Source organism: Nonomuraea sp. NPDC052265 (genome assembly GCF_044547985.1).
GTDB lineage: Bacteria > Actinomycetota > Actinomycetes > Streptosporangiales > Streptosporangiaceae > Nonomuraea.
Window position 1 is genome coordinate 665,175 of record NZ_JBIUBJ010000003.1, and the last position, 19,929, is coordinate 685,103.

At 69.8% G+C, this 19,929-nt stretch carries 28 protein-coding genes; 27 read left to right on the forward strand and 1 reads right to left on the reverse strand.

Annotated elements, in window-relative coordinates:
- The first annotated feature begins 11 nt into the window (after nucleotides 1-11).
- The 12 genes from ACIHAD_RS12820 (at nucleotide 12) to ACIHAD_RS12875 (ending at nucleotide 8,186) form a co-directional block, all read left to right on the forward strand.
- A complete protein-coding gene (locus tag ACIHAD_RS12820; protein WP_397354513.1) occupies nucleotides 12-191 on the forward strand; it encodes a hypothetical protein in 180 nt (59 codons plus the stop codon).
- Nucleotides 191-874, forward strand: coding sequence for a hypothetical protein (locus ACIHAD_RS12825; RefSeq protein WP_397354514.1), 684 nt, complete (start codon nucleotides 191-193; stop codon nucleotides 872-874). The genes ACIHAD_RS12820 and ACIHAD_RS12825 overlap by 1 nt, the downstream gene beginning before the upstream one ends.
- Complete coding sequence (locus ACIHAD_RS12830) at nucleotides 874-1,518, forward strand: hypothetical protein (RefSeq protein ID WP_397354515.1); 645 nt, start codon at nucleotides 874-876, stop codon at nucleotides 1,516-1,518. The genes ACIHAD_RS12825 and ACIHAD_RS12830 overlap by 1 nt, the downstream gene beginning before the upstream one ends.
- Nucleotides 1,519-1,585: 67 nt before the next feature.
- Entirely contained in the window at nucleotides 1,586-2,056 is a 471-nt protein-coding gene (locus tag ACIHAD_RS12835; RefSeq protein WP_397354516.1) for a hypothetical protein, read from the forward strand.
- A gap of 26 nt (nucleotides 2,057-2,082) precedes the next feature.
- Entirely contained in the window at nucleotides 2,083-2,550 is a 468-nt protein-coding gene (locus tag ACIHAD_RS12840) for a hypothetical protein (RefSeq protein ID WP_397354517.1), read from the forward strand.
- Between the two features lie 165 nt (nucleotides 2,551-2,715).
- On the forward strand, nucleotides 2,716-3,021 hold the full coding sequence (locus tag ACIHAD_RS12845) for a hypothetical protein (protein WP_397354518.1): 306 nt from the start codon (nucleotides 2,716-2,718) through the stop codon (nucleotides 3,019-3,021).
- Between the two features lie 125 nt (nucleotides 3,022-3,146).
- Nucleotides 3,147-4,601 (forward strand): hypothetical protein, encoded by a 1,455-nt coding sequence (locus tag ACIHAD_RS12850; protein WP_397354519.1) that lies wholly within the window; start codon nucleotides 3,147-3,149, stop codon nucleotides 4,599-4,601.
- A gap of 10 nt (nucleotides 4,602-4,611) precedes the next feature.
- Nucleotides 4,612-4,908, forward strand: coding sequence for a hypothetical protein (locus ACIHAD_RS12855; protein ID WP_397354520.1), 297 nt, complete (start codon nucleotides 4,612-4,614; stop codon nucleotides 4,906-4,908).
- 200 nt (nucleotides 4,909-5,108) lie between these two features.
- Nucleotides 5,109-5,912 (forward strand): hypothetical protein, encoded by an 804-nt coding sequence (locus tag ACIHAD_RS12860; RefSeq protein ID WP_397354521.1) that lies wholly within the window; start codon nucleotides 5,109-5,111, stop codon nucleotides 5,910-5,912.
- Between the two features lie 109 nt (nucleotides 5,913-6,021).
- On the forward strand, nucleotides 6,022-6,819 hold the full coding sequence (locus tag ACIHAD_RS12865; RefSeq protein ID WP_397354522.1) for a hypothetical protein: 798 nt from the start codon (nucleotides 6,022-6,024) through the stop codon (nucleotides 6,817-6,819).
- Nucleotides 6,810-7,355 carry a hypothetical protein gene (locus ACIHAD_RS12870; RefSeq protein ID WP_397354523.1) on the forward strand — a complete coding sequence of 182 codons (546 nt, stop codon included), beginning with the start codon at nucleotides 6,810-6,812 and terminating at the stop codon, nucleotides 7,353-7,355. Before ACIHAD_RS12865 ends, ACIHAD_RS12870 begins: the two co-directional genes overlap by 10 nt.
- Nucleotides 7,356-7,808: 453 nt before the next feature.
- Nucleotides 7,809-8,186 carry a DUF4262 domain-containing protein gene (locus ACIHAD_RS12875; RefSeq protein WP_397354524.1) on the forward strand — a complete coding sequence of 126 codons (378 nt, stop codon included), beginning with the start codon at nucleotides 7,809-7,811 and terminating at the stop codon, nucleotides 8,184-8,186.
- Here the strand turns inward: ACIHAD_RS12875 and ACIHAD_RS12880 are convergent.
- The gene (locus ACIHAD_RS12880; protein WP_397354525.1) at nucleotides 8,183-8,665 is read right to left on the reverse strand and encodes a hypothetical protein; all 483 of its coding nucleotides are present in this window, start codon (nucleotides 8,663-8,665) and stop codon (nucleotides 8,183-8,185) included. The genes ACIHAD_RS12875 and ACIHAD_RS12880 overlap by 4 nt on opposite strands.
- A 137-nt stretch (nucleotides 8,666-8,802) precedes the next feature.
- Between ACIHAD_RS12880 and ACIHAD_RS12885 the strand changes: the two genes are divergently transcribed.
- The 15 genes from ACIHAD_RS12885 (at nucleotide 8,803) to ACIHAD_RS12955 (ending at nucleotide 19,924) form a co-directional block, all read left to right on the forward strand.
- Nucleotides 8,803-9,054, forward strand: a complete 252-nt coding sequence (locus ACIHAD_RS12885) for a hypothetical protein (RefSeq protein ID WP_397354526.1) — start codon at nucleotides 8,803-8,805, stop codon at nucleotides 9,052-9,054.
- A gap of 77 nt (nucleotides 9,055-9,131) precedes the next feature.
- Nucleotides 9,132-9,260 (forward strand): hypothetical protein, encoded by a 129-nt coding sequence (locus ACIHAD_RS12890; RefSeq protein WP_397354527.1) that lies wholly within the window; start codon nucleotides 9,132-9,134, stop codon nucleotides 9,258-9,260.
- A 54-nt stretch (nucleotides 9,261-9,314) separates the two neighbouring features.
- Nucleotides 9,315-9,641, forward strand: a complete 327-nt coding sequence (locus ACIHAD_RS12895; protein ID WP_397354528.1) for a hypothetical protein — start codon at nucleotides 9,315-9,317, stop codon at nucleotides 9,639-9,641.
- A complete protein-coding gene (locus ACIHAD_RS12900; protein WP_397354529.1) occupies nucleotides 9,631-9,918 on the forward strand; it encodes a hypothetical protein in 288 nt (95 codons plus the stop codon). The genes ACIHAD_RS12895 and ACIHAD_RS12900 overlap by 11 nt, the downstream gene beginning before the upstream one ends.
- A 95-nt stretch (nucleotides 9,919-10,013) precedes the next feature.
- Complete coding sequence (locus ACIHAD_RS12905; RefSeq protein WP_397354530.1) at nucleotides 10,014-10,565, forward strand: hypothetical protein; 552 nt, start codon at nucleotides 10,014-10,016, stop codon at nucleotides 10,563-10,565.
- Complete coding sequence (locus ACIHAD_RS12910) at nucleotides 10,565-11,032, forward strand: hypothetical protein (RefSeq protein ID WP_397354531.1); 468 nt, start codon at nucleotides 10,565-10,567, stop codon at nucleotides 11,030-11,032. The genes ACIHAD_RS12905 and ACIHAD_RS12910 overlap by 1 nt, the downstream gene beginning before the upstream one ends.
- Complete coding sequence (locus ACIHAD_RS12915; RefSeq protein ID WP_397354532.1) at nucleotides 11,029-11,421, forward strand: hypothetical protein; 393 nt, start codon at nucleotides 11,029-11,031, stop codon at nucleotides 11,419-11,421. The genes ACIHAD_RS12910 and ACIHAD_RS12915 overlap by 4 nt, the downstream gene beginning before the upstream one ends.
- 20 nt (nucleotides 11,422-11,441) lie before the next feature.
- Complete coding sequence (locus ACIHAD_RS12920; RefSeq protein WP_397354533.1) at nucleotides 11,442-11,885, forward strand: hypothetical protein; 444 nt, start codon at nucleotides 11,442-11,444, stop codon at nucleotides 11,883-11,885.
- On the forward strand, nucleotides 11,885-13,060 hold the full coding sequence (locus ACIHAD_RS12925; RefSeq protein WP_397354534.1) for a hypothetical protein: 1,176 nt from the start codon (nucleotides 11,885-11,887) through the stop codon (nucleotides 13,058-13,060). The genes ACIHAD_RS12920 and ACIHAD_RS12925 overlap by 1 nt, the downstream gene beginning before the upstream one ends.
- Nucleotides 13,061-13,224: 164 nt before the next feature.
- On the forward strand, nucleotides 13,225-13,860 hold the full coding sequence (locus tag ACIHAD_RS12930; RefSeq protein ID WP_397354535.1) for a hypothetical protein: 636 nt from the start codon (nucleotides 13,225-13,227) through the stop codon (nucleotides 13,858-13,860).
- A gap of 147 nt (nucleotides 13,861-14,007) precedes the next feature.
- Nucleotides 14,008-14,259: a hypothetical protein gene (locus ACIHAD_RS12935; protein ID WP_397354536.1), complete on the forward strand. Its 252-nt coding sequence runs from the start codon at nucleotides 14,008-14,010 to the stop codon at nucleotides 14,257-14,259.
- Between the two features lie 128 nt (nucleotides 14,260-14,387).
- On the forward strand, nucleotides 14,388-14,828 hold the full coding sequence (locus tag ACIHAD_RS12940; protein ID WP_397354537.1) for a hypothetical protein: 441 nt from the start codon (nucleotides 14,388-14,390) through the stop codon (nucleotides 14,826-14,828).
- A gap of 88 nt (nucleotides 14,829-14,916) precedes the next feature.
- Entirely contained in the window at nucleotides 14,917-15,399 is a 483-nt protein-coding gene (locus ACIHAD_RS12945; protein WP_397354538.1) for a hypothetical protein, read from the forward strand.
- A gap of 3 nt (nucleotides 15,400-15,402) precedes the next feature.
- Entirely contained in the window at nucleotides 15,403-15,990 is a 588-nt protein-coding gene (locus ACIHAD_RS12950) for a hypothetical protein (protein WP_397354539.1), read from the forward strand.
- A gap of 55 nt (nucleotides 15,991-16,045) precedes the next feature.
- Complete coding sequence (locus tag ACIHAD_RS12955; protein WP_397354540.1) at nucleotides 16,046-19,924, forward strand: hypothetical protein; 3,879 nt, start codon at nucleotides 16,046-16,048, stop codon at nucleotides 19,922-19,924.
- Nucleotides 19,925-19,929: the final 5 nt, after the last annotated feature.

The following is a 19,929-nucleotide window of genomic DNA, read 5'->3' on the forward strand; positions in this document are numbered from 1 at the left end:
GGCACCCCGTCATGAGCGACGAGGCCACCCCGAACCCCCGCTACGTCACGAAGGAGGGCGAGGGCGTCCAGGTCGTCTACAACCTGCGGGACGCCACGCCCTACGCCGATCTCGGATACGAGGAAGTGAACGAGGCCGCCTATCTGGCGAGCCTGCCCGCCTCCGACGCTCTCACTGTGGAAGGTGCCTGATGGCTGGTAAGTGCTGCGGCGGCGGGACCATGGTCGTCCGCTCCGGATCTGCGGCGGCCACGCTCGACCCGGCCCCCTGCAACGCCCTGTCGGAGTCCGCGGCCGGCCTCCTCGTCCCGACCGTCACCGTCGCCGGCCTCGCTCCCGGCGGCGCGGTCTCAACCGAGCGGTCCGTCGACGTGGACGTGACCGCACCGGCCGCCGGCGCCTGCCCGGCCACCTGGCAGGTCGGGGCGCGGCTCACGCCCGTGTTCGGCGAGACGCTGCTCGCCGCGTTCGTGGACCTCGTGGCCACGCCGAGCGGCGCATGGGTCGACAGCACCATGTCCGTCGTCCTCCCGGAAGCGGGCATCTACGAGGTGACCGCGACCCTGCACACCGTGATCGCGACCAACCCGTCCAGCGGCTCGTACAACATCGCCATCGCGGGCCGCCTGTGGAACGTCACCAACGGCAACGCGGTCGGCGGCAGCCAGTACACGATCCAGCAGAACGCCGACAACAACCCCCAGAGCTTCATGTCCGACTCGGACATGGGCACCTTCCACCGGTTCATCACGACCGCCGGGCCCACGACGATCCGCGTGGAGGTCATGCGGCTCGACGGCAGCGGCAGCCCGGTCTCCACCACGGGCCTCCAGACCGCGAACAGCCGGCTCGGCTTCAAGAAGATCAGCGACTGATGACCGGTACGGACGCCGCGCTGCGCGGCGGTGCGGTGGTGCTCGACCCGGCCGGGTGCAACGCCCTCCAGGAGAGCGCGAGCGGGCTCCTCGTGCCGCGCGCGGTCCTCCAGGGCGTGGCCCCGGGCGGGGCGCTCGGCACGGCTCGTTCCGTGGACATCGACGTTCAGGCGCCGGCTGCCGGCTCCTGCCCGGAGACCTGGACCGTGGGTGCCCGGCTCACGCCGGTCTCCGGGCAGACGAGTGGAGTTGTGGGCCTGGACGGCAGTCCCGCGAACACGTGGGTGCCCGTCACTGGGGCGCAACTGGTGCTGCCGGCGGTCGGCCTCTACGAGGTGACCGCCGACGTGCAGGGGTCCATCGCGTGGGGAGTCGGTGTCACCAACGCGATCATCGACGCCCGAATCTTCGACGTCACCGTCGGCGCCGAGGTCCCGATGACTGCGCGGCGGGTGATCCTGTTCACCGATCAGGCCGCCGAGGGCACGAACGGCATCCAGGCCAACGCTGCGGCGGCGGCGCTGTATCAGGTGGCTGGCCCGACCACTATCCGGGTTGAGGGGTCCTGGCGTACCGACTCCGGAACCACCTCACAGAAAGTCGTTTGGGCCCATAACTTTCGCTTCCGAAAGGTCAGCGACTGATGGCGGGGGCCTGCGGCCGCACGTACATCACGGCCCACTGGGTTGCCCCGGAAGGAGACACCCCGTCATGACCGGTACCGCCGCAGGGCTTCGCCTCGCCGAGCACGGCTACGCAGCCCTGCCCGCGCCTGTGAACCTGCAACCCACCGCATCCGGCACGTGGGTCAACACCGGATTGCAGATCACATTGCCGAGCGCCGGGATCTACCAGCTGGACGCCAACGTACGCGGCAACCTCCAGGCCAGCGGGAGCGACTTCAACGTGTGGCTCCAAGCCAGGCTGTGGGACATCACCGCCGGCGCTGTCGTCCCGGACAGCGAGTGCATCGTCCAGCAGTACTGGTTCACGCAGGCGGCTGCCGCGAGCCTCGGCGGGAACGCGGTGGCGTCGGTCCTGATCGAGTACAGCGTGCCGGGACCTCGATCCATCCGCCTCGAAGCGGCTCGCATCAACCTTCGCGGCACCACGATCGAGGCCGGTATCGGCAGCGACACGGTGTCCGGCCGTACGACGCTGCGTTACGGACGCGTCGCCTGATCCCTTACCCCTCTTGGAGGCTCCTGATGTCCGGAACTAGCGGCAGTGTCGCGGCAGCGAGCAGTGACGCCGAATACGAGATCCTGTGCGACGACAATGGCCAATTCCTGCGCCGCTACACCGCCAGCGGCAGCGGCGCGCCGACCACGACAGACACCCTTCTGGACGGCACCACGGCCTACGTGTCCACCGGACTGGTCGTGCGCTGCGGCGCGGCCCCGGCGAACCCGCAGATCGACTCGACGGCGCAGCGGCAGACCGGCGCCGGCACCGTCACTATTGCCACGGGGGCGCGGTCGGTGACGTTCATGGTATTCACGGGCGCCCCGACCGTGGCGATCGGCGGCGGCACGCCGGTGGCGTTGCCTGCAGGGTCGTCGGCGACCTGGTCGGTGGACCATGGCGGCGACACCGGAGAGCAGCTGCAGGACGCGTTCGTATTCACCGGAGTCGCTGGCAGCGACTTCGCGGTGTTGTCGACCCGGGAGGTGTAGCTGGCATGGCTACGTCGGGAGGAGCGCAGACGCCAGGGTTCCCGGCCGCCATCTGGGGGATGACGTGACTGGCACCGCGAGCAGCACCTTCGCTCCCGGGGTGAACATGGCGATCCAAAGCGACGGCAACGGTTACACGCGACTGCGCTACCTGAAGGTCGCCTGATGGGAACCCAGGGCGGCTACCAGACGCCCGGTCCGCGCATCGCGCGGGCCACCGGCGTCACCGACGGCAGCGGCAACGTCACCTTCACCTGGCCGGCGGGCACGTTCACCACCCCGCCCGTGGTCACGTTCGCCGTCGCAGCGGGGGCGGGTTTCCGGTCGGCGCGGATCGCGGCGAACTCGGCGACGTCCACGACAGTGAACGTGCTGGCGGCCGCCGGGGTCACGCTCCTTGGCATCGGCGTGCTGGCCGCCGGCGTGCCGGCGTCTGGTGTCACCGTGCACGCGGCCGCGTTCGGGGTGTGACCCCGCGCCTGGCTGGAGTGCAGCAATTACAGTCGTAGTAGCCGCTGGCCGGGGGCCGGGCTCAGGCACCCTCTCCCTTGGAGCGTCCCTTGAGCAACTGCTGTGGCCGACGGTGCGAATGCCTCGTGGTCGCCGGCTCGAACATCACGGTGGACGGCAACGGCGGCTCGGCTACCCCGTACGTCATCAGCGCCACCGGCGCCGCCGTCGACTGTGATGACGTCCGCCCGTGCCTGTCGGCCGGGCCGGGCGCGACCTACGACCCGGTGACGGGCGTCATCGCCGCCGAGATCTCGACGGACGCCGGTAACCAGGTGACGATCGGCGGGGACGGCGGCCTGTACGCCCCGCCCGGCGGGGGCGGGAGCACGGCGCTCGCCGTGACCGATACCCAGACCGTTGACCTCACCCTGGCCGGAGACGGGTCGGCCGGTAACCCGTACACGGTGTCGGCGGATGTGCTGCTGGACCCAGCGCCGCCCGGCGGCAGCAACCTGATCCAGGAGGGGCCGGACGGATTGTACGTCGACTGCCCGCAGGTCCGGTCATGCCTGTCGGCCGGGCCGGGCGCGACCTACGACCCGGTGACGGGTGTGATCGGCGCGAACGTGTCCCCGGGGCCGGGGAACCAGGTGGTGATCAACCCTGATGGCGGCCTGTTCGTTCCTGCTGGCGGGGCGGGAGGTACGGCGCTGGCGGTGACGGACACGCCCACCGTCGACCTGGGGCTCACCGGGACCGGCGCCGCCGGTGATCCGTATACGGTGACCGCTGACGTGGTGCTGGATTCGGCCCCTCCGGGCGGTGGCACGAATCTCCTGAAGGAGGGGCCGGACGGTTTGTTCGTCGAATGCGACACCGTCCGGACGTGCCTGTCGGCTGGCGACGGCATCGAATACGACGCGGCGACCGGTGAGATCAGCGCGTTCCTGTCCGGCGACGCCGGTAACCAAGTGGTGTTCGGCGGCGACGGCGGTCTGTACGCGCCGTCCGCCGCGCCGGTCGAACTCGAAGTCGGCTGTGGTCTGGCCGGTGACGGATCAGCCGGGGCGCCGCTAGCGGCTGCGGTGACCGCGTGGCCGTACCCGTGCGACCTGGACGTGGAGGGCGGCCTGGTCTACTGCGACTCCGCGGGCAACCTGCGGTCCGAGCCGCGCGCCAAGTACCAGTATTTCACCGGCACGCTCAACGAACTGTTCCCGGGGAACCCGACAGTGCCGGCGACCACCACGACCGGCGGAACGACTGTCACCACGCGGACGCTGGACATCACGAACCCGGACACATGTCGCCCGGCGATCGCCATCACCTCGGTCGAAGTGGATGTCGACTTCGTCATTCCCCCTGGTGGCAGGGCTGGCCACTTCGTCTACGGCGACGAGATGTATCGGTTCGAGAATCGTGGTTCCGCGACCGTTTCGGACGTCCACACCCAGACCACCAAGGTCATCGGCAACACCACGATTCCGCCGGGTGCCACGATCACGATCTCGGTGGATATCGGGCTGGGGTTCGGCTTGGGCGGTGCGACCTACAACAGGATTCAGCACTTCATGCGCGCAATGGTGTTCGCGCTCTAAAGGAGGACGTATGGAAGCGCGAAATGATGAGCACACGCGGTACTTCCGCACGCCAAGCGGCACCATCGGCGAGGTCGCTGATTCTCACGAGGGTGCCGTAGGGCTGCCCGAGGGGGCAGTGGAGACCACCGAAGAGGAGTTTCAGGAGGCGCGTGCAGCCTGGGCGGCTGGTGTCGCCGAGCATCTCGCCGGCCTGGAGGCGGCCGATGCCGAGCTGGCGCGGGAAGCCTACGAGGCGCTGCGCGCGGCCGGGATTCCCGAGAGGAGCGCGCGGCGCCTGTCGGGGTACGACGGCGAGGTGTCGTAACCGCTGGGATCCGCCTGCTTGGCTTCCCGGAGCCCCGGGAGAGGAGCACCCCCGCTTGACTCTGTGGAGCGGGGGTGCTCCTGTGCGGGGCGCCGGGAAGCCGGGGTAGTCGGTCGGCCCCGGCGCACCCTTACGTGGTCAGCCCCCGCCCGCCGTCGACCCGGCCTGGTCCCGGTCGCCGCGCGGCCATTGTGGTGGACATGCCACGCTCCCGCGACTGCGGGCCGGATGCGGCGCATGCGGCTACCCTGGCCACAGTTGATTGCCGCTGGTCGTGGGCCGGGCGCGAACTCCGACAGGAGGTGCGTCCCTTGCCTGCGACATGCTGGAAGTCGATCCACGGACTCGTGGTCCGCGCGACGAAGGTCGATGCCTGTGGCATCCCGGTCGTCGGCCCTTGCTCCGTTGTCACCACGGACGGGTTCATCACGGCGTCGTACTCGCCGGAGATCGCCGAGGGTGACGAGATCGAGGTGAAGAACGCCGCCGGAAAAATCTGCATCGCGTCGAAGGACTGTCCTCAGCTGAAGTGGGTGAATTTCGAGATTACGCTTTGTGGCGTTGATCCTGACTTGTTCACTCTCTTGTCGGGATACGAGACGGTGCTGGACTGGCAGGGCAACTCGGTCGGCAACCGGATCGGCGAGGACATCCTGTGCAACGGTGGTGTCGGCCTGGAGATCTGGTCCGAAGTCCCCGGCGAGGTGTGCGGGGCGACAGGCTTGCCGAGCTACGGGTACTTCCTGATCCCATGGCTCAAAGACATGATCATCGGTGATTTCGAGATCCAGAACGGCGAGACGACGTTCACCCTCAGCGGTCGTAGCGAGAAGGGTTCCGGCTGGGGCACGGGTCCGCACGATGTGGATCCGACGAACGCGGCCAACCCGCCGGTCCCGGGTCCGCTGATCACACCGATCGGACCGAAGGACCATATGGACCTTCACCTGACGACCGTGCCGCCGCCCGTGCCGGCATGCGGCTGCACCCCGCTGGCTGCGTAGCCACCGAGCGGGGCGTTTGGACTGGGCTCCACCTTCGGCCCCGAAAGGTGGAGCCCTCACTTTCGGGGGCGTTCCTATAAGAGCATGATCAGGAAGGCGGGCCGGAAGCATGTCGATGACGGACCACTCGCCCTGCTGGCCGGACCCCGACCCTGACCCGTCCTGCTGCGCAGGCTGGGCGGACGCCGCCCCCGCACTGAAGACCCGTCTCGGGAAAATCGCCGCACAGATCCTGTCGCCGCTGACCGGCAATCAGTACGGGGTATGCGAGCTGACGGTCCGGCCGTGCGGCAAGACATGCGGAGGCAACGGGCCGCTCAACGCCGGGTTCGGGCCGCCGTTCTACCCGATGCTCACCGAAGCCGGGTGGATCAACTGCCGTGTCTGCTCCGGCGCCTGCTCGTGCTGCCACGTATGCAAGGTCGACCTGGAGGGCCCGGCCCAGGAGATCGTCCGCGTCCTGGTCGACGGCGTCCAGCTGCCGCCGGAGGCGTACCGCATCGACCTGCACCGGGAGCTGGTGCGGGTGGACGGCGGATGCTGGCCGGAGTGCGCGGACCTGACGGCACCGGTCGACGAGGTGGAAGGCGGCGCCTTCGCCGTCACCTACACGCGCGGCCTGCCGCTCGACGAAGCGGCGATGCACGCCTACTCGACGTACGCGTGCGAGCTGCTGAACGCCTGCAACGGCGACGACTGCTGCCGGCTGCCCGAGCGGGTCACCACCATCACGAGGCAGGGGATGACGGTCGGGTTCGTCGATCCGATGGACTTCTTGGACCGAGGCCGGACCGGTATCCCCGAAGTCGACCAGTGGATCAGCTCGGTGAACCCGTACGGTCTGCGTCAGCGATCGCGGGTGCTGTCGCCTGACCGTCCGAAGCTGCGGAGAACCTCGTGGCAGTGAACATCGACCAGGTCGCGTTCGACCTCGCAAAGGAACTGCTGGCCTGCTTCTGCGTGGCGCTCGGGCAGACGACCGGGGGCGAGGCATGCCGGTGCAGTCTCCTGGCCGGCGCGAACGTCGCGGCGGACCTGTGCTGCGACTGCGGCGCCGGCAACGGGCAGGCGTGGGTGCGGGTGGCGGAGATCTGGCCGACGACCGCGACGTGGCCGCAGCGGCTCGCCCAGGTCGAGAAGTGTCCGCTGAACATGTGGGCGGTCGAGCTGGAGATGGGCGCCTACCGCTGCGCCGCGAAGATCGACAATCGGGGGCGGTTCCCGAGCGCCGCGCGGCTGACCCGTGACGCTGAGATCATCCTGGATGACGCGGCCGCGATGCGGCGCGCCGCGAGCTGCTGCTTCCGCACCAGCGAGGCGGCCCGCCAGTCGACGCGGAAGCTCATCATCGGCGGATGGCAGCCGCTCGGCCCCGAGGGCGGATGCGTCGGCGGACAGCTGTCGGTGACGGTGTCGGCCTACGACTGCTGCCCGCAACCATAGGACGGGCGGGAACGCGAACGCCCCCGCGGTTACGGGGAAAGTCCGCGGAGGCGTCGCCGTGTCGCGCGGCACGCGACGAGCTTCCTCCGCCTGCTGGTCGTCCGTCCGCTGGGGCTCCTGGCGCGGGAGGGCCTGCGGATTCGGCGGCGAGCAGGGTTCGGATGCCGTGCGACGCCTGAAGAGTAGCCGGGGGCGAGATGGTCCTGGTGGGGTTCTTTGCGTAATTGTGACAAGGAAACAATGTCCAACTGAAACCCCACATCTGTAGTGTATGAATTGCGACAAAAAATCCCCCGTGGAAAGGGAATGTCATGAACAGTCTGACCTGCGGCAACGGTATGACTCCCGGCCTGTCCTGGTGCGCTCCCGCCGTCCAGTGGGCCTAGACCCAGCCGGTCACCGATGAAGGGCTCCCGCCGCAACGGCGGGAGCCCTTCCGCGTATCCTGCCCGCGTGCAGCAGACCCTCCGTGACGCCGTCCTCGCCCAGGTGCGGCAGGTCATCGCCGAGCACGGGCACGCGGTCCAGTCGGAGCTCGGCGACGGCCAAGCGCCCGACCTGTGCTACACGGTCGGCCTCACCGAGCGGGGCCTGCCTGAGCTGGTCGTGCTCGGTGTCGCCGAGGGCCTGGCGCACACGATGCTGAACGTCCTCGCCGCCGGGCTCACCCCGGTCGTGGCGTCGGGTGGCGCGGTCGTGCTGTCGCTGCCGACCGGCCCGGCCCGGGTGATGCTCGCCCCCGTGCCGGCCGCCGCCGTCGCCCAGCTGACCGTCGCGGCCGCCCTGTACGGGCAGCGGGTGCGGGCGCTGCAGGTGGCGTTCGCGTTCTAACGGCCGCCGCTGCCGGGGTTGGCGAGCTGCGCCGGGACGACGCCGGCGCACGCCGCCCGCCTTCCGAGCATGGCCAGCACGCGCGACAGCCCGGCCTCCTCGCGTCTCCACGGTAGCGGCGGCCCGACAAAAATCAGCGCCGCCTGGTGGCGCAGAACTTCGCCGCACCAGGCGGCCGGGTCGGTGATCCTGACCCCGCTGAGGAGGGCCAGGTCGCCGCCGGCGGGGCCGGGGCACCGCACCTCGACCTCGCGGCGGGCGCCGATGGTGATCCGCCACTGCTCGCCTTGGGCCTGATAAAGGCTCATGGTGGCGTGGCCGCCGTCGACGGTGACTTTGACGGGCGGCAGCCCGAGGTGAGCGATCAGCGGCAGCACGTCAGCTAACGGGTCGCCTACCTCCGGGGACAGGTAGAGGGGCGGCGGGAAGCCGTCCAGATCGGGCAAGAGTGCCCGTGCGTCGATCACGTCTTCACTCATAGCGCCCGATTGTGCCCGCTCCGACGGCCGACGTGTCGCAGGACTGCGCTTATGCAGGTGTTTCTGTCAGTCAGGATGCGTATCGTCTGCATGACGGATGGCAATCGCTATTGTCCCCGCACGGGAGGTGTGGCGCGATGACGATCCCTTGCCCGTTCACGACCTGTGAATGCCTCCATGTCGGGTGCGAGTACGGCTGGATCACGCTGGCCGGAGCGGACGGCCACGACTACGTCCGTCCTTGCCGGATCTGCCGGCCCGAGGTCGCCGCGCACCTGCGGATGGCGCCAGGGTCCGGCGCTCAGGTCCGCGCCCAGCTGCGCCACCTGCCGCGCCCGTCCCGAACGGCCGAGAAACCCAACAGGCGCCGCCCCTCCAGCAACATGTAGTGAAACACTTGCAACGGTTACCGCACGACTGTAGTGTAAGAATTGCGTTCACTTGAACAGCCTGCGGAGGACCTCGCATGTCTGCCTGGCTCGACACCGATCCGAAGGACTACGGCGCACAGCCGCCGCCACCCAAGCCGCTGTCCGACATCCAGGCCGCCACCGGGACCGAAGGCGACGGCCTGTTCAACATCCATGACCTGTAACCAGCAAGGGCGCCCCCCGCGGGCGCCTTTCGCATGTCCCCCCAGGAGACCCTGTTGCACCCCGCACGCGAGCAACACCCGCTGACCGGCCCGGAGAATCTGGCCCACGCGCTCACCCACCTCACAGACGCCGCCCAGCATCTGACCGACAACCGGCACCCGCACCCGGAGGTCCTCACCCACGGCGACCGGCGGGAAGAGCACGCCCGCGCCGCACTGACCAGCGCGCTGATCGGCATCGGCCACGCAATCGCTGCCCAGACCCTGGCCACGGCGCTCGGCACGCCCGGCGCGATGGGCCGCCGCGACCCGGTCGAGCACCGCGAGTGGCTGACCGTCGCCGGCCGTCTGAACCGGACGGCGGCCGCGAATGGCTCCTAAGCACGGCGGCCCCACCGCCTACCGGAATGCCGCCACCGGCCTCGACAGCGCTCGCCAAGCCCTGGCCCAAGGACTGAGCCACAGCCATCAACCCGACATCGCCGCCACATGCTTCGCCGAAGGCATCCTGCATGCGCTCGTCGGCATCGGCGACGCCCTGCAAGCCAACACGGCCGCAGTGCATGACGGCGCCAACCTCCTGTGCCGGAGCCACTACCTGGGCGAGGAGTGGGCGGAGGCGATCAACCCCGAGAAGTTCAGCTCCGACGACACGTGATGTCCACTATCCGCCGCGCCGGGCGGCCCGCACCCGCTCGCCCTTCCCCGCCGAGCCCCTGCCCGATCCCGTTCGCTCCAGAAGGAGACACCCGCATGACCTCCAACAGCAGATCCTCCGAAACGGCGGTTGAGCGCGCCCCGGACTGTGCGCGCTGCCACGACACCGGCCGCTACTCCTGGACCGGCGTCCCCCGCAGGGACCTCACCCCCGAGCTGCTGCACCAGATGGCCGACCTGTTCAACCGCCACTACGTCGGCGCCGAGCAGGGCGCCGCGACCCGCGCCGGACTCGGCGCAGTCCTGGAAGGCGTGCTCACCCCGGTCACGACCGAGTCCTACTGCCGGTGCAAGCACGGTAAGCGCGCCGCCGGCGCCTTCGGAGTCCCGGCCCCGCGTCCTGCCGAACCGGATCCCACCTACGCGCTCGGGCAGGTGATGCCGGTCGCCCGTGCCTTGTACTGCGCGTGGGCCAGCCGCCAGCTGCCCGAGGGCGCGCCGTTCCGGGCGCAGCGGCAGGCCCGCGCCGAAGAGGAGGCGCAGATCCTGCTGCGAACCGTCGCCCCGGCGGCCCATGATGCGCTGGCCGCGTCCTGGCGGCTCGACGAGCGGCAGTACATCCAGCTGACGCAGGGCGGTGACCTCTGATGACGCTCACCGTCCAGGATTCGAAGCACGTCCACGACGTGTTCGGATTCCTGCTGGGCATCCCCTCGGCGAGCGGGAAGCCACACGAGTCCGCCCGCGCACTCGAGGGCGCGCTGCATCTTGCGGGCAAGGCGTACAAGACGATGGGGGCCGGCATCCTGCCGGGTGAGATCCAGGACCGGTGGCCCCGCATCGAGGAGTACGTACGCCTGCGCGGTGAGGGTCACGACCCGGTCTGGGCCGTTCACTACGTCGCCCTCCACAAGGCGGCGGCCGCGCAGGGCGGCGAAGGCTGGAAGCAGATAGTCCGCGACGCGGCCCAGGTCGTCGTCGCGATCACCACCACCCGCAATCTCGTCGACATCCTCGCGGCCGCCGGCCAGCTCAGCCCGGGTGTGGCTGCCCAACTGCGCGCCGCGCTCACGCCACCCCCGGACGGCGCCGGGCCCGTCGGCGCCGGCCGGTGAACCACAAGCTCAGCCCGGTGCCGCTGACCGGCGAGGAGAAGAAGGCAGCCGAGCAGATCATCGCCCAGCACTTCGAGGAGAAGATCCTCGCCGCTGAGGAGATCGTCGCAAAAGCCGAGTCGGAGCTGCGTGCGGCACAGGCCGCTGCCGGCGCCTGGTCCGACAGTCGCTCGCTGACTTTTCTGCAGGCGTTCGACATCGTCGGCAGCGCGTCTCAGACGGCGATCAACGCCGGCCAGGACATCCTCCTCGGAAACGGCGCCCGGGACGTCTACGACCGGCTGAAAGCTGGGTGCGACCTGGTAAGTCGCTACGTCGCCGACGTCCTCGGCCATGACCTGAAAGGTGACCGTTCTGATTCTCCGTGCCGCCCGGGCGGTGACCTGTGATCTATGGAAGAGAGACCCCAGTGACCGTGACCGACCTGCACAGCCGCCGTCCCGACGCCGCCCACAGCCGCCGTCCCGACGCCGCCCACAGCCGGCGTCTGGCGGATCAGAAGGAGACCGTCGGCGACCTGCTCGGCGCCCTGGACGGCGTTGACGAGAAGCTCAACGACGTCGACCGCTGCCTCAACGACCTGCTGCGTCGGATCACCGGCGCCGATGGCGACTTGAGCCACACCGACTACCAGGACGCCATGGAGGACCTGGAGGACGCGCGCCGGGCGGCGCGCAACATGAAGCGCATCGGCGCAGCCCTGCATGCTGAGGTCCAGAGCCTCCTGGACGTGGAGCGTCCGGGACCCGTTGCGGCGCAGACCGCACCATCCCCGATCACTGGGCCGGTGCACCGGGCGGGCGCGGACGAGGCCGTCATCACCGCCCAGGAGCAGACGGGAGCTGACCTCTGATGGCCGAGCAACCCCGCGGCTACGACCTTCCCGTGCCGGACCCGCAGCCCGGCAGCGACGCCGAGAGGCCCGTGCCGCAGGAGGACAAGCCGAGCCTGGTCGGCTGGCGGGTGATCGCCACCAGCATTCTCAACGATCAGCGCGTGCGCGGTGTGCTGCTGCCCGCCACGTCTGAGGGGCTGCCGCGTCTGCACGCCGACAATGACGGCGACGCGCCCCCTGTGCAGCTCGACCCGGCCCAGTGGATGATCACGGCGGAGGTGAGTTTGGCCGACAGACGTAAGACCCGGCGGCGTGTCTTCTGCCCCAAGGAGCGGCTCATCTACCGCTACAACGAACTGCCGGCCGCCCAGCTGGCCACTGTGACGATGCTGAAGCACCGCCGTCGACGCCCCGCGGAAGGGCAGAAGCCGATCGCGTCGTACATGATGCCGCGCGGCTACGCGGAGCTGTTCGCTGTCGCCGACTCGGTGGCGCTGCCGCCGCTGCCGCCCTCACGGCAGGCGGCCTGGGACTTGGCGCGCACCTGCGCCCACTGCAAAACGCGATCCGACCAGCCGCACAGGAAGGGCCACGACGGGCAGCGCTACTGCGAGGCGTGCCAGGAACCGGCGGCCGAACGATGGTGGCACGCTGAGCGGGCCTCCGACCGGGCACGGGCGCAGGCGTGGGCGCGCGACGTGCTCGACGACTCGGACGCGCTGCTCGTCCACTTCTCGGGGACGTGGCAGAACTTCGACCTGCGGGTGGAGAGGTTGAGCGGGCAGGTGGTGATCAGCGTCAGCCTGTGGGCCGGGTTCAACGCTCAGCGCCACACCGGGAGTCTGCGCTACGGGTCAGCTGAGGAACTGGCGAGGTTCACCGACCCGGAGGACGTGGTCGACCAGGTGCGGCAGTTGGCCGGGCACCGCTTGGTGGTGTGCTTTTTCGGGCTCGACGGGCTGGAGCGAAGGATGGGCGAGGCCGGCGCTGAGGTGACGCTGCCGGTGCGTGAGGGGGACGTGTTCCCGCCACACTGGGACGGGTGGGTGGGAGAGCGGCCCCGCGGTGGTTCTGTCCCTTACCGGAGTCACCCCGGCGTCAAACGGCAAAGGATGCCGTACGAGCCGGCCGAGGTCCTCGCCTACGTGCGTGAGGGGCTGCTTCGCATGTCGGGTCGCCCCGCGCCGGCCTGACTCCGTGGAGGGGTGTGAGGCGATAACCGTCACACGGGGAGAGCTGAACCGCCACGCTGGTGTCGAACACAGGCCGTTATCGGTCGGACGCCTGCTGTAAGTGCGTTCAGCTCTCCCACCCCCATGGAGAATGCCGTGACCTTCGACCCTGACAGCTACACGTCATGGTGATCGCCCTGGTCGTCCTTATCGCCGTGATCAGCGTGTGGGGCTACAGCCGCCGCTGCCGGGCCTTGGGCGAGGACGTCCGGGCGCGCCGGGCCGCCACCGGGGCAGCGCTGCTGGCCTTGGCCGCCGTGCTCACCGGATTGGGCGTTCTGCTTTACCAGAAGCTGCAGAGGCCGCCGACACCCGCACCGAAAGCCATCTACACCTGCCGCTACGCGCAGGAGGGCGACGAGGAAGGGGTGTGCGCCGGCGTCGACGATGGCATGTACGTGGAGTTCCGCGCCACCCCCGACCATCCCAAGCTGCTGGATGGCACCCACGAGGTGTCCTGGGCCTCGTCCAGCGCCGGATTGACCGCCTGCCAGCAAACCCACCAGTTTCTCTTCCCGCTGCTGGAGGTCGCTGCCACCGAACTGGAGGGGCACCGCCCGCTCAACCTCGGTGATGTCGCCATGGTGCTCACCCAGGGGGAGGCGAAGCGGCTCATGGTGCTGTGCCGCGCTACCCAGCCTCTGAACAACGTCCTGGCCCTGGTCGTGGAGGGCGTCGTCCTGCATTCCAGCGGCCAGGGCGGTGCCGACCAGATGGACACCATGGCGGCCAACCTGCGCGACTACCTCGCCGGCGGCTGACCCGGTGATGAGACCTGGAGCCGGCGCCTACCGGCCGCAGGGGTGACCTCACGCACGCGTCCCGCCTGGCCGCTACACCCCGCGTAAGATCACGACACGTGCGGTCACCTCGGGCCGCCCCCGCCGACGTGGGGGCGGCCTTCTGCTTTGCTGCTGCGCATGGGCATGTTGACCGTGAAAGCGAACGCGCCAGTGCTGGGTATGCGTGATGGCCATCAGTACGACGTCGCGGATTCGCCGTTCATCCGCAAGGTGATCGAGGCGCGGAAGCTGACGCTGCTGGCCGATCACTCATTCGTCGAAGAGAGCTGGGGCGATGACCCGGCCGGTGCCGATGGCGGCCAGGAGGAGAAGACCGGCGGCCAGGCGGCCTCGGCTGGAAAGGTGGGCAAGCGGTGACGGGCATGCGGCTGGTCGGAGACCCGGACGACGAGCATGAGGCGCTGTGCAGCCCGCCGCAGATCGAGCTGAAGGTGCGCGAGCCTGACTACGACGAGGCGGCCTGACCCGCCGGACAGGAGTGTGCGGTGGCCACGTACCGGGTGCGGGTCCGTAACAACCCGGCGGCGCTGAACCGGTTCCTGCGGTCGCCGGACGGGCCGGTCGTCCAGCACGTCGAGAAGATCATGCGGGAGACGGCGAACATCGGGAAGCGCACCATCCGGGTCGACACCGGTGTGGCCCGCGGCACGATCTACAGCAACGCGCTCGGGCTGGCCAACCACGTCGTCGGCCGCGCCGGATCGCTGGCCAAGCACGCCTACTGGCTGGACGTCGGCACGGGCATCTACGGGCCGGCGGGCAAGCCGATCGTGCCGAAGCGGGCGAAGGTGCTGGTGTTCACGCCGAAGGGCTCCAACGTCACCGTCTTCGCCGCCTCCGTCAAAGGGATCAAGGGGGATCGGTGGTTGCGGCGGGCGTTCGCGGCGGCCTGCCCTTACCCGGTCGTGGACCTGGGGCCGAAGTAGCGGCACGCTCAGGCGCTCGAGGAGCTCCACGCTCGCGCAATGATAGGGGCTTCAACGGGATCAGCGGATCGACACGTTCGGGGGAACGATGAGCGACGCAGCGGTGAAGGACGACGCCCAGAGGGCGGTCGGCGAGGTGGAGATGGAAGAGGTCGTCGTCGATCCGGAGCTGGTGTTCACCACGAAGGCCAAGCCGCACCTGACGAAAACATCCGTTGAGGAGCGGACGGTCGCCTTCCAGCTCGATGGTGAGACCTACTACCTGGTGAAGCCACGCAAGTGGGAGGACCTGCTGGTCTCCCTGGAGGAGACGGCGGCGCGGCGCGCGACCGGCCCGGACGTGCTGTGGCAGGGCTGGGAGTTCCTGCACACCGTCGTCACCGCAGAGAGCTTGCGGCGGCTGCTGAGCAGGGCGAAGGACGACGACGACGATTTCGAGCGCAGTGATCTGTTCGACCTGATCCCGCAGATCATCCGCAAGCTGCAGGCGAAGGAGCAGGCCGGCGCAGGCAGCCGTCAGCCGCACCCGGCCCGGGCGCGTGCCGCCCGCTCGGCGTCCGCGCCGCGATAGCCGGTGGGGGAGTGGCGGCCGGCGGTCCTGGGGCCGCCGGCGTCGTTCGTTCTCGATCAGGAGATCTACGAGCTGGCCGGGTCGTGGCAGGTGCTGCTGGAGTATTTACCGGCCGAGCGGTGGCACATGCACGTCCTGTACGGGCTGCTGCACCCGCTCGACGGTGAACGGCTGTCGGACCGGCTCGACGGAGAGGAAGACCCGCTGACCCGGGAGGAGGTGCGCGCGGTGGCCGAACGGCTCGTGCAGCAGGCGACGGGCCGCAAGTGGTGGGTGGCGCAGCGGCTGTACGCCACGCTGGCCGCCTCCTGGGGGGAGCTGGACGGGCAACTGTCGCTGCGCGGAGTGGAGCTGGCGGCGCTGCTGCCGAACCCGGCCCGCACGTGCAACCTGGTGTACGGGTGGCTGGTCGACGGCGCCGACGACAAGGGGAAGAGGCGGCTGGACATGCAGCTGACGCGCCCGCCGGCGGGGATGCCGAAGCGGCAGGCGACGGCGGCCTGGTCGCCGCAGGAGCAAGGACGGGCGTTCATGGACGCGTACCGGTCGCAAGGCGATGCGGGAGGGCGGAGCCCGGTCCCCGTAACCTAGGGTCGTCGCTGAGCTGAGGGCCGGGCACCATCGCGACCGGTAGGGGTGCCCGCCCATGGCCGCAGGTCAGCCGCTCAGCCGCGCCGAGGTGGAGCTCACCCTCGACTTCGAGGGCCTGCCGGAGAAGCTCCGTGAAGGGCTGGAGCGGCGCGTCAAGGCGGCGGCCGCGGTGGCGGCCAAGGAACTCGGCAAGGTCGAACAGGCCGCCTCCGGGATAGGCGCCGAGACGCAGCGCTCAGCGCGGACCGCTGAAACCGCCGTCCAGGCTGTGCAGCGCGGGGCGAAGGCCGCGGCCGCCGAGCTCGACAAGACCGCGAAGGCCGCCGCCCGGGTCGGCGTGGAGACGAAGAAGTCCAGCGACCAGGCGGCCGACACGATCAACCGGCGGCTGGTGCCGGCTGCGACGAAGATCCGCGAGGCGCTCGCCGGGATCGGCTCCGGAGGCCGGGGCCGCGGCGGCTTCTCCGGGCTGCTGCGTGACCTGGCCGGGCTGCCGCCGGCGTCCGAGCGGGTGGTGCGGGGCCTGACCTTCACCCGGCAGGCGATCATCTCGGCGATCGCCGCCGCCGCCGGGCTGGCGCCCGCGTTCGCCGCCGCCGGCGCCGGGGTGGGCGCGTTCGGCGTGTTCGCGATCCCGACGATCACGAAGGTCATCAAGGCGCAGACCGAGATGGCCGACGAGTGGGCGTCCCTCACCGACGACCAGAAGATCGCCGCCACGTCGACGAGTGCGCTGGTCGACGAGTACAAGGCGCTGTCGGCGGCGCTCGCCCCCGACACATTGCGCGTCTACAACGCGGCCCTCACGGAGACGCGGGACCTGCTGCCCCAGCTGGTGCCGCTCGCTAAATCGGTGACGGACTCGCTGACCGACGCCGTCAACGCCCTCGGCGACGGCTTCGACTCCGACCGGGCGCAGGGCTTCTTCGACTTCTTGGAGCAGTCGGCGCCCGGCGCGATCGACGGCTTGGTGTCGATCGTCCAGGACGGCGGGGCGGCGGCGGCCGCGCTGCTGCAGGCCCTGGCGCCGCTCGCCCCGATCCTGGGCGGCGTGGTGTCGGGGACGCTGCAGCTGCTGACCGCCGTGTCGGACCTGTCGCCGGGGCTGGTTCAGCTGCTGGTGACGACGGTCGCGTTGCGCGGCCCCATCACCGCCCTCGGGAACGCCTTCACCGGCGGGCTGGGGAAGGTCAAGACGTTCTCGAAGGAGACGAAGGGGGCGTCGCTGGCGTCCAAGGCGCTCATCGCGGCCGCGAGCGCCGGGCCGAATATATATTTGGCCGGCGCCGCCGCCTTGGGCGTGTTCGCGATCTCGCTGGCGACCGCGAAAACCCGGGGCGAGGAGCTGGTCGCCTCGATCCAGGCGCAGAACTTGGCGGTCCGCAACAACGTCATCGGCTACGAAAACGCGAACAAGGTCCTGGCCGCCAAGGTTGCGCCTACTGAGGAACGCATCGCCTTGGCCCTACGGGACCTGAACCGCGACCTGAACGCCAACACCGTCGCGAACGCGCAGGCCGCACTGGCTCAGCGTGGCCTGTCGGATGTGAACGTCGCCGCCGCCCAGGCGCTGGAGCAGAACCGGCAGGCGCTGGCGAACATCGACGCCGGCGCGAAGGCCGTCGCCGCCACCTACGGGATCACCAAGACGCAGGCGATCGCCCTGGCCGACGCGGTCGGTGTTGACCTGTCGCAGGGGGTCACGCAGAGCGGCAACCTGACGGCGGCGGCGGCCGGGAAGTTCGCCGCCTACCAGGCGGCGGTGCAGGCGGCGCAGAATCCCACGCTGGCGATCCAGACGGCGTTCGCGAACACCGCCAACGAAGCGCTGAACCTGACCGACCGGGTCAAAGCGTTGCAGGCGGCGTTCGACCTCACCGTCAACCCGTCGCTGGCGTTGTTCACCGCGACGACCCGTGTCAAGGACGCTTTCATCGCCGCCAACCAGGTGCTGGCTCAGGGGAACGCCACGTCGCAGGCGCGCCGTACCGCCTTGCAGAACCTGATCACGTCGCTGCGTGACCAGGCGAACGCCGAGTTCGCCGCGAACCAGTCGGTCGACAAGACCACGGCGGCGTTCCGCAACCAGCTGCCCGCCCTGACGGGGCTGGCCGGCAAAAGCGCTGAGAGCCGGGCGCTCATCAACGAGCTGCGCAACGCGCTGACGGGGGCGAAGACCGCCGCCGACAACGCGGGCGGCGCGCTCGGCAACCTGGGAGGAAAAGCCGCCGGGGCGAAGGGCGGCGTCTCGGAGGCGGCCCGGCAGGCGGGTGTCCTGGACCGGCGGGCGCAGGGTGCCGCCGGGAACGTCTCCAACCTGGCGACCGAGGCGCAGGGCGCCGGCAACTCCTCCAGCGCGGCCGCGCCGAAGGTCAACAGCCTGGCCAACAGCATCAAGAACCTGAAGTCGAAGACTGTCACGATCCGGGCGAACACGGCGCCTGCGCAAGCCGCTGTCCAGTCGTTCATCCGTAACAGCTCCGGAAAGATCGTCGATGTCACGTTGAGGATCGGCCGCACCACCGCCACGGCGGGCGCGACAGGCGGCATGGCCGAGGAGCTCAAGCCGCGCACCTTCCCCGCCTTCGCGGCTGGCGGCAAGCTACGCGGGCCGGGCACCGGCACGAGTGACTCGATCCTGGCCAGGCTCAGCGCCGGTGAGTTCGTCGTCAACGCCAAGGCGACCAAGCGGTACGAGGAGCTGCTGCGGGCGATCAACAGCAACAAGTTCGCCAGCGGCGGCATGGTGGGCGGCGGCCTACCGAGGTTCGCGTCCGGCGGTTTCGCGTCCGGCCGTAACCCGGTGATCGACCTGGGGGCGCTGCTCGGCGCCGACCTGGCCCGCGGCTTGGCCCGCTCGCAGCGGGCGATCAACGCCGAACTCGGCAAGATCAGTAAGAGTGTGCGGGACAAGCTGATCGACATCAACCGGTCGGTGAGCGGCGACTTCGTCCGTAACCTGATCTCGGCCAGCCCGGAGGAGATCTCCCGGCAGCTGCGCGACCTGCAGCGGCAGATCACCGCGGCGTTGAAGAAGACCAACACGCGGGTGGACAACCTGCTGGTCGCCCGGCTGACGACGCTGAACTCGGCGCTGGGCAAGCTCGCCACCGAGCGTGACCGGCTCGCGGAGACGCTGGAGAAGGCGACGCAGACCGCGGTCGACGTCGCCGACCGGGCCCGCTCCTCGGCCGCCCTGTCGACGCTCACCGACGAAGAGCGGGCGACACCGGAGTCCATCGCGGTCAGCCTGCGTAAACGGCTGAAGGCGATCGACACGTTCCGGGCCGACATCGCGAAGCTGGAGCGGCGCGGCGCCGACAAGTCACTGATCGAGCAGCTCGTGACCGGCGGGCCCGAACAGTCCGGGCAGCTCGCCGCCACCCTGGCGAAGGCGTCGACGTCGACGCTCCGTGAGATCAACTCGCTGCAGCAGCGCATCAACAGCAACAGCAAGGTCTTCGGCCGGGACAGCGCCGACTTCCTGTACGACAGCGGCGTCAACGCCGGCAAGGGCTTCCTCGCGGGCCTGAAGTCGCAGCAGAAGGAGATCACCGCGCTCATGACGGCGATCGCCAAGAGCATCTCGGTGACCGTCAGAAAAGAACTGAAGATCAAAAGCCCGTCGAGGAGGATGCGCGCCGACGGCCGCAACACCGGGCTCGGCTACCTCCTCGGCTTGCAGGACATGGCGCCGCGGATCGAGAAGGCCGCCCGCCAGATGGTCGCGCCGATCACACCCGCCCAGGCCGCCGCCTTCCGGCCTGTCCGCGAGAGCGCCGCCGTTCCAGCCCGGCAGGCCGCCCAAGCCAGGGGCCAGGCCAGCTCAGCGGTCCGGGATGTCACGTTCAACAACACCTACACGCAGGTCATGGCGTCGGCGGGCGATATCTGGGCCGAGCAGGAACGTCAGCTGGCCGAGGCGCTGCGATAGGAGAG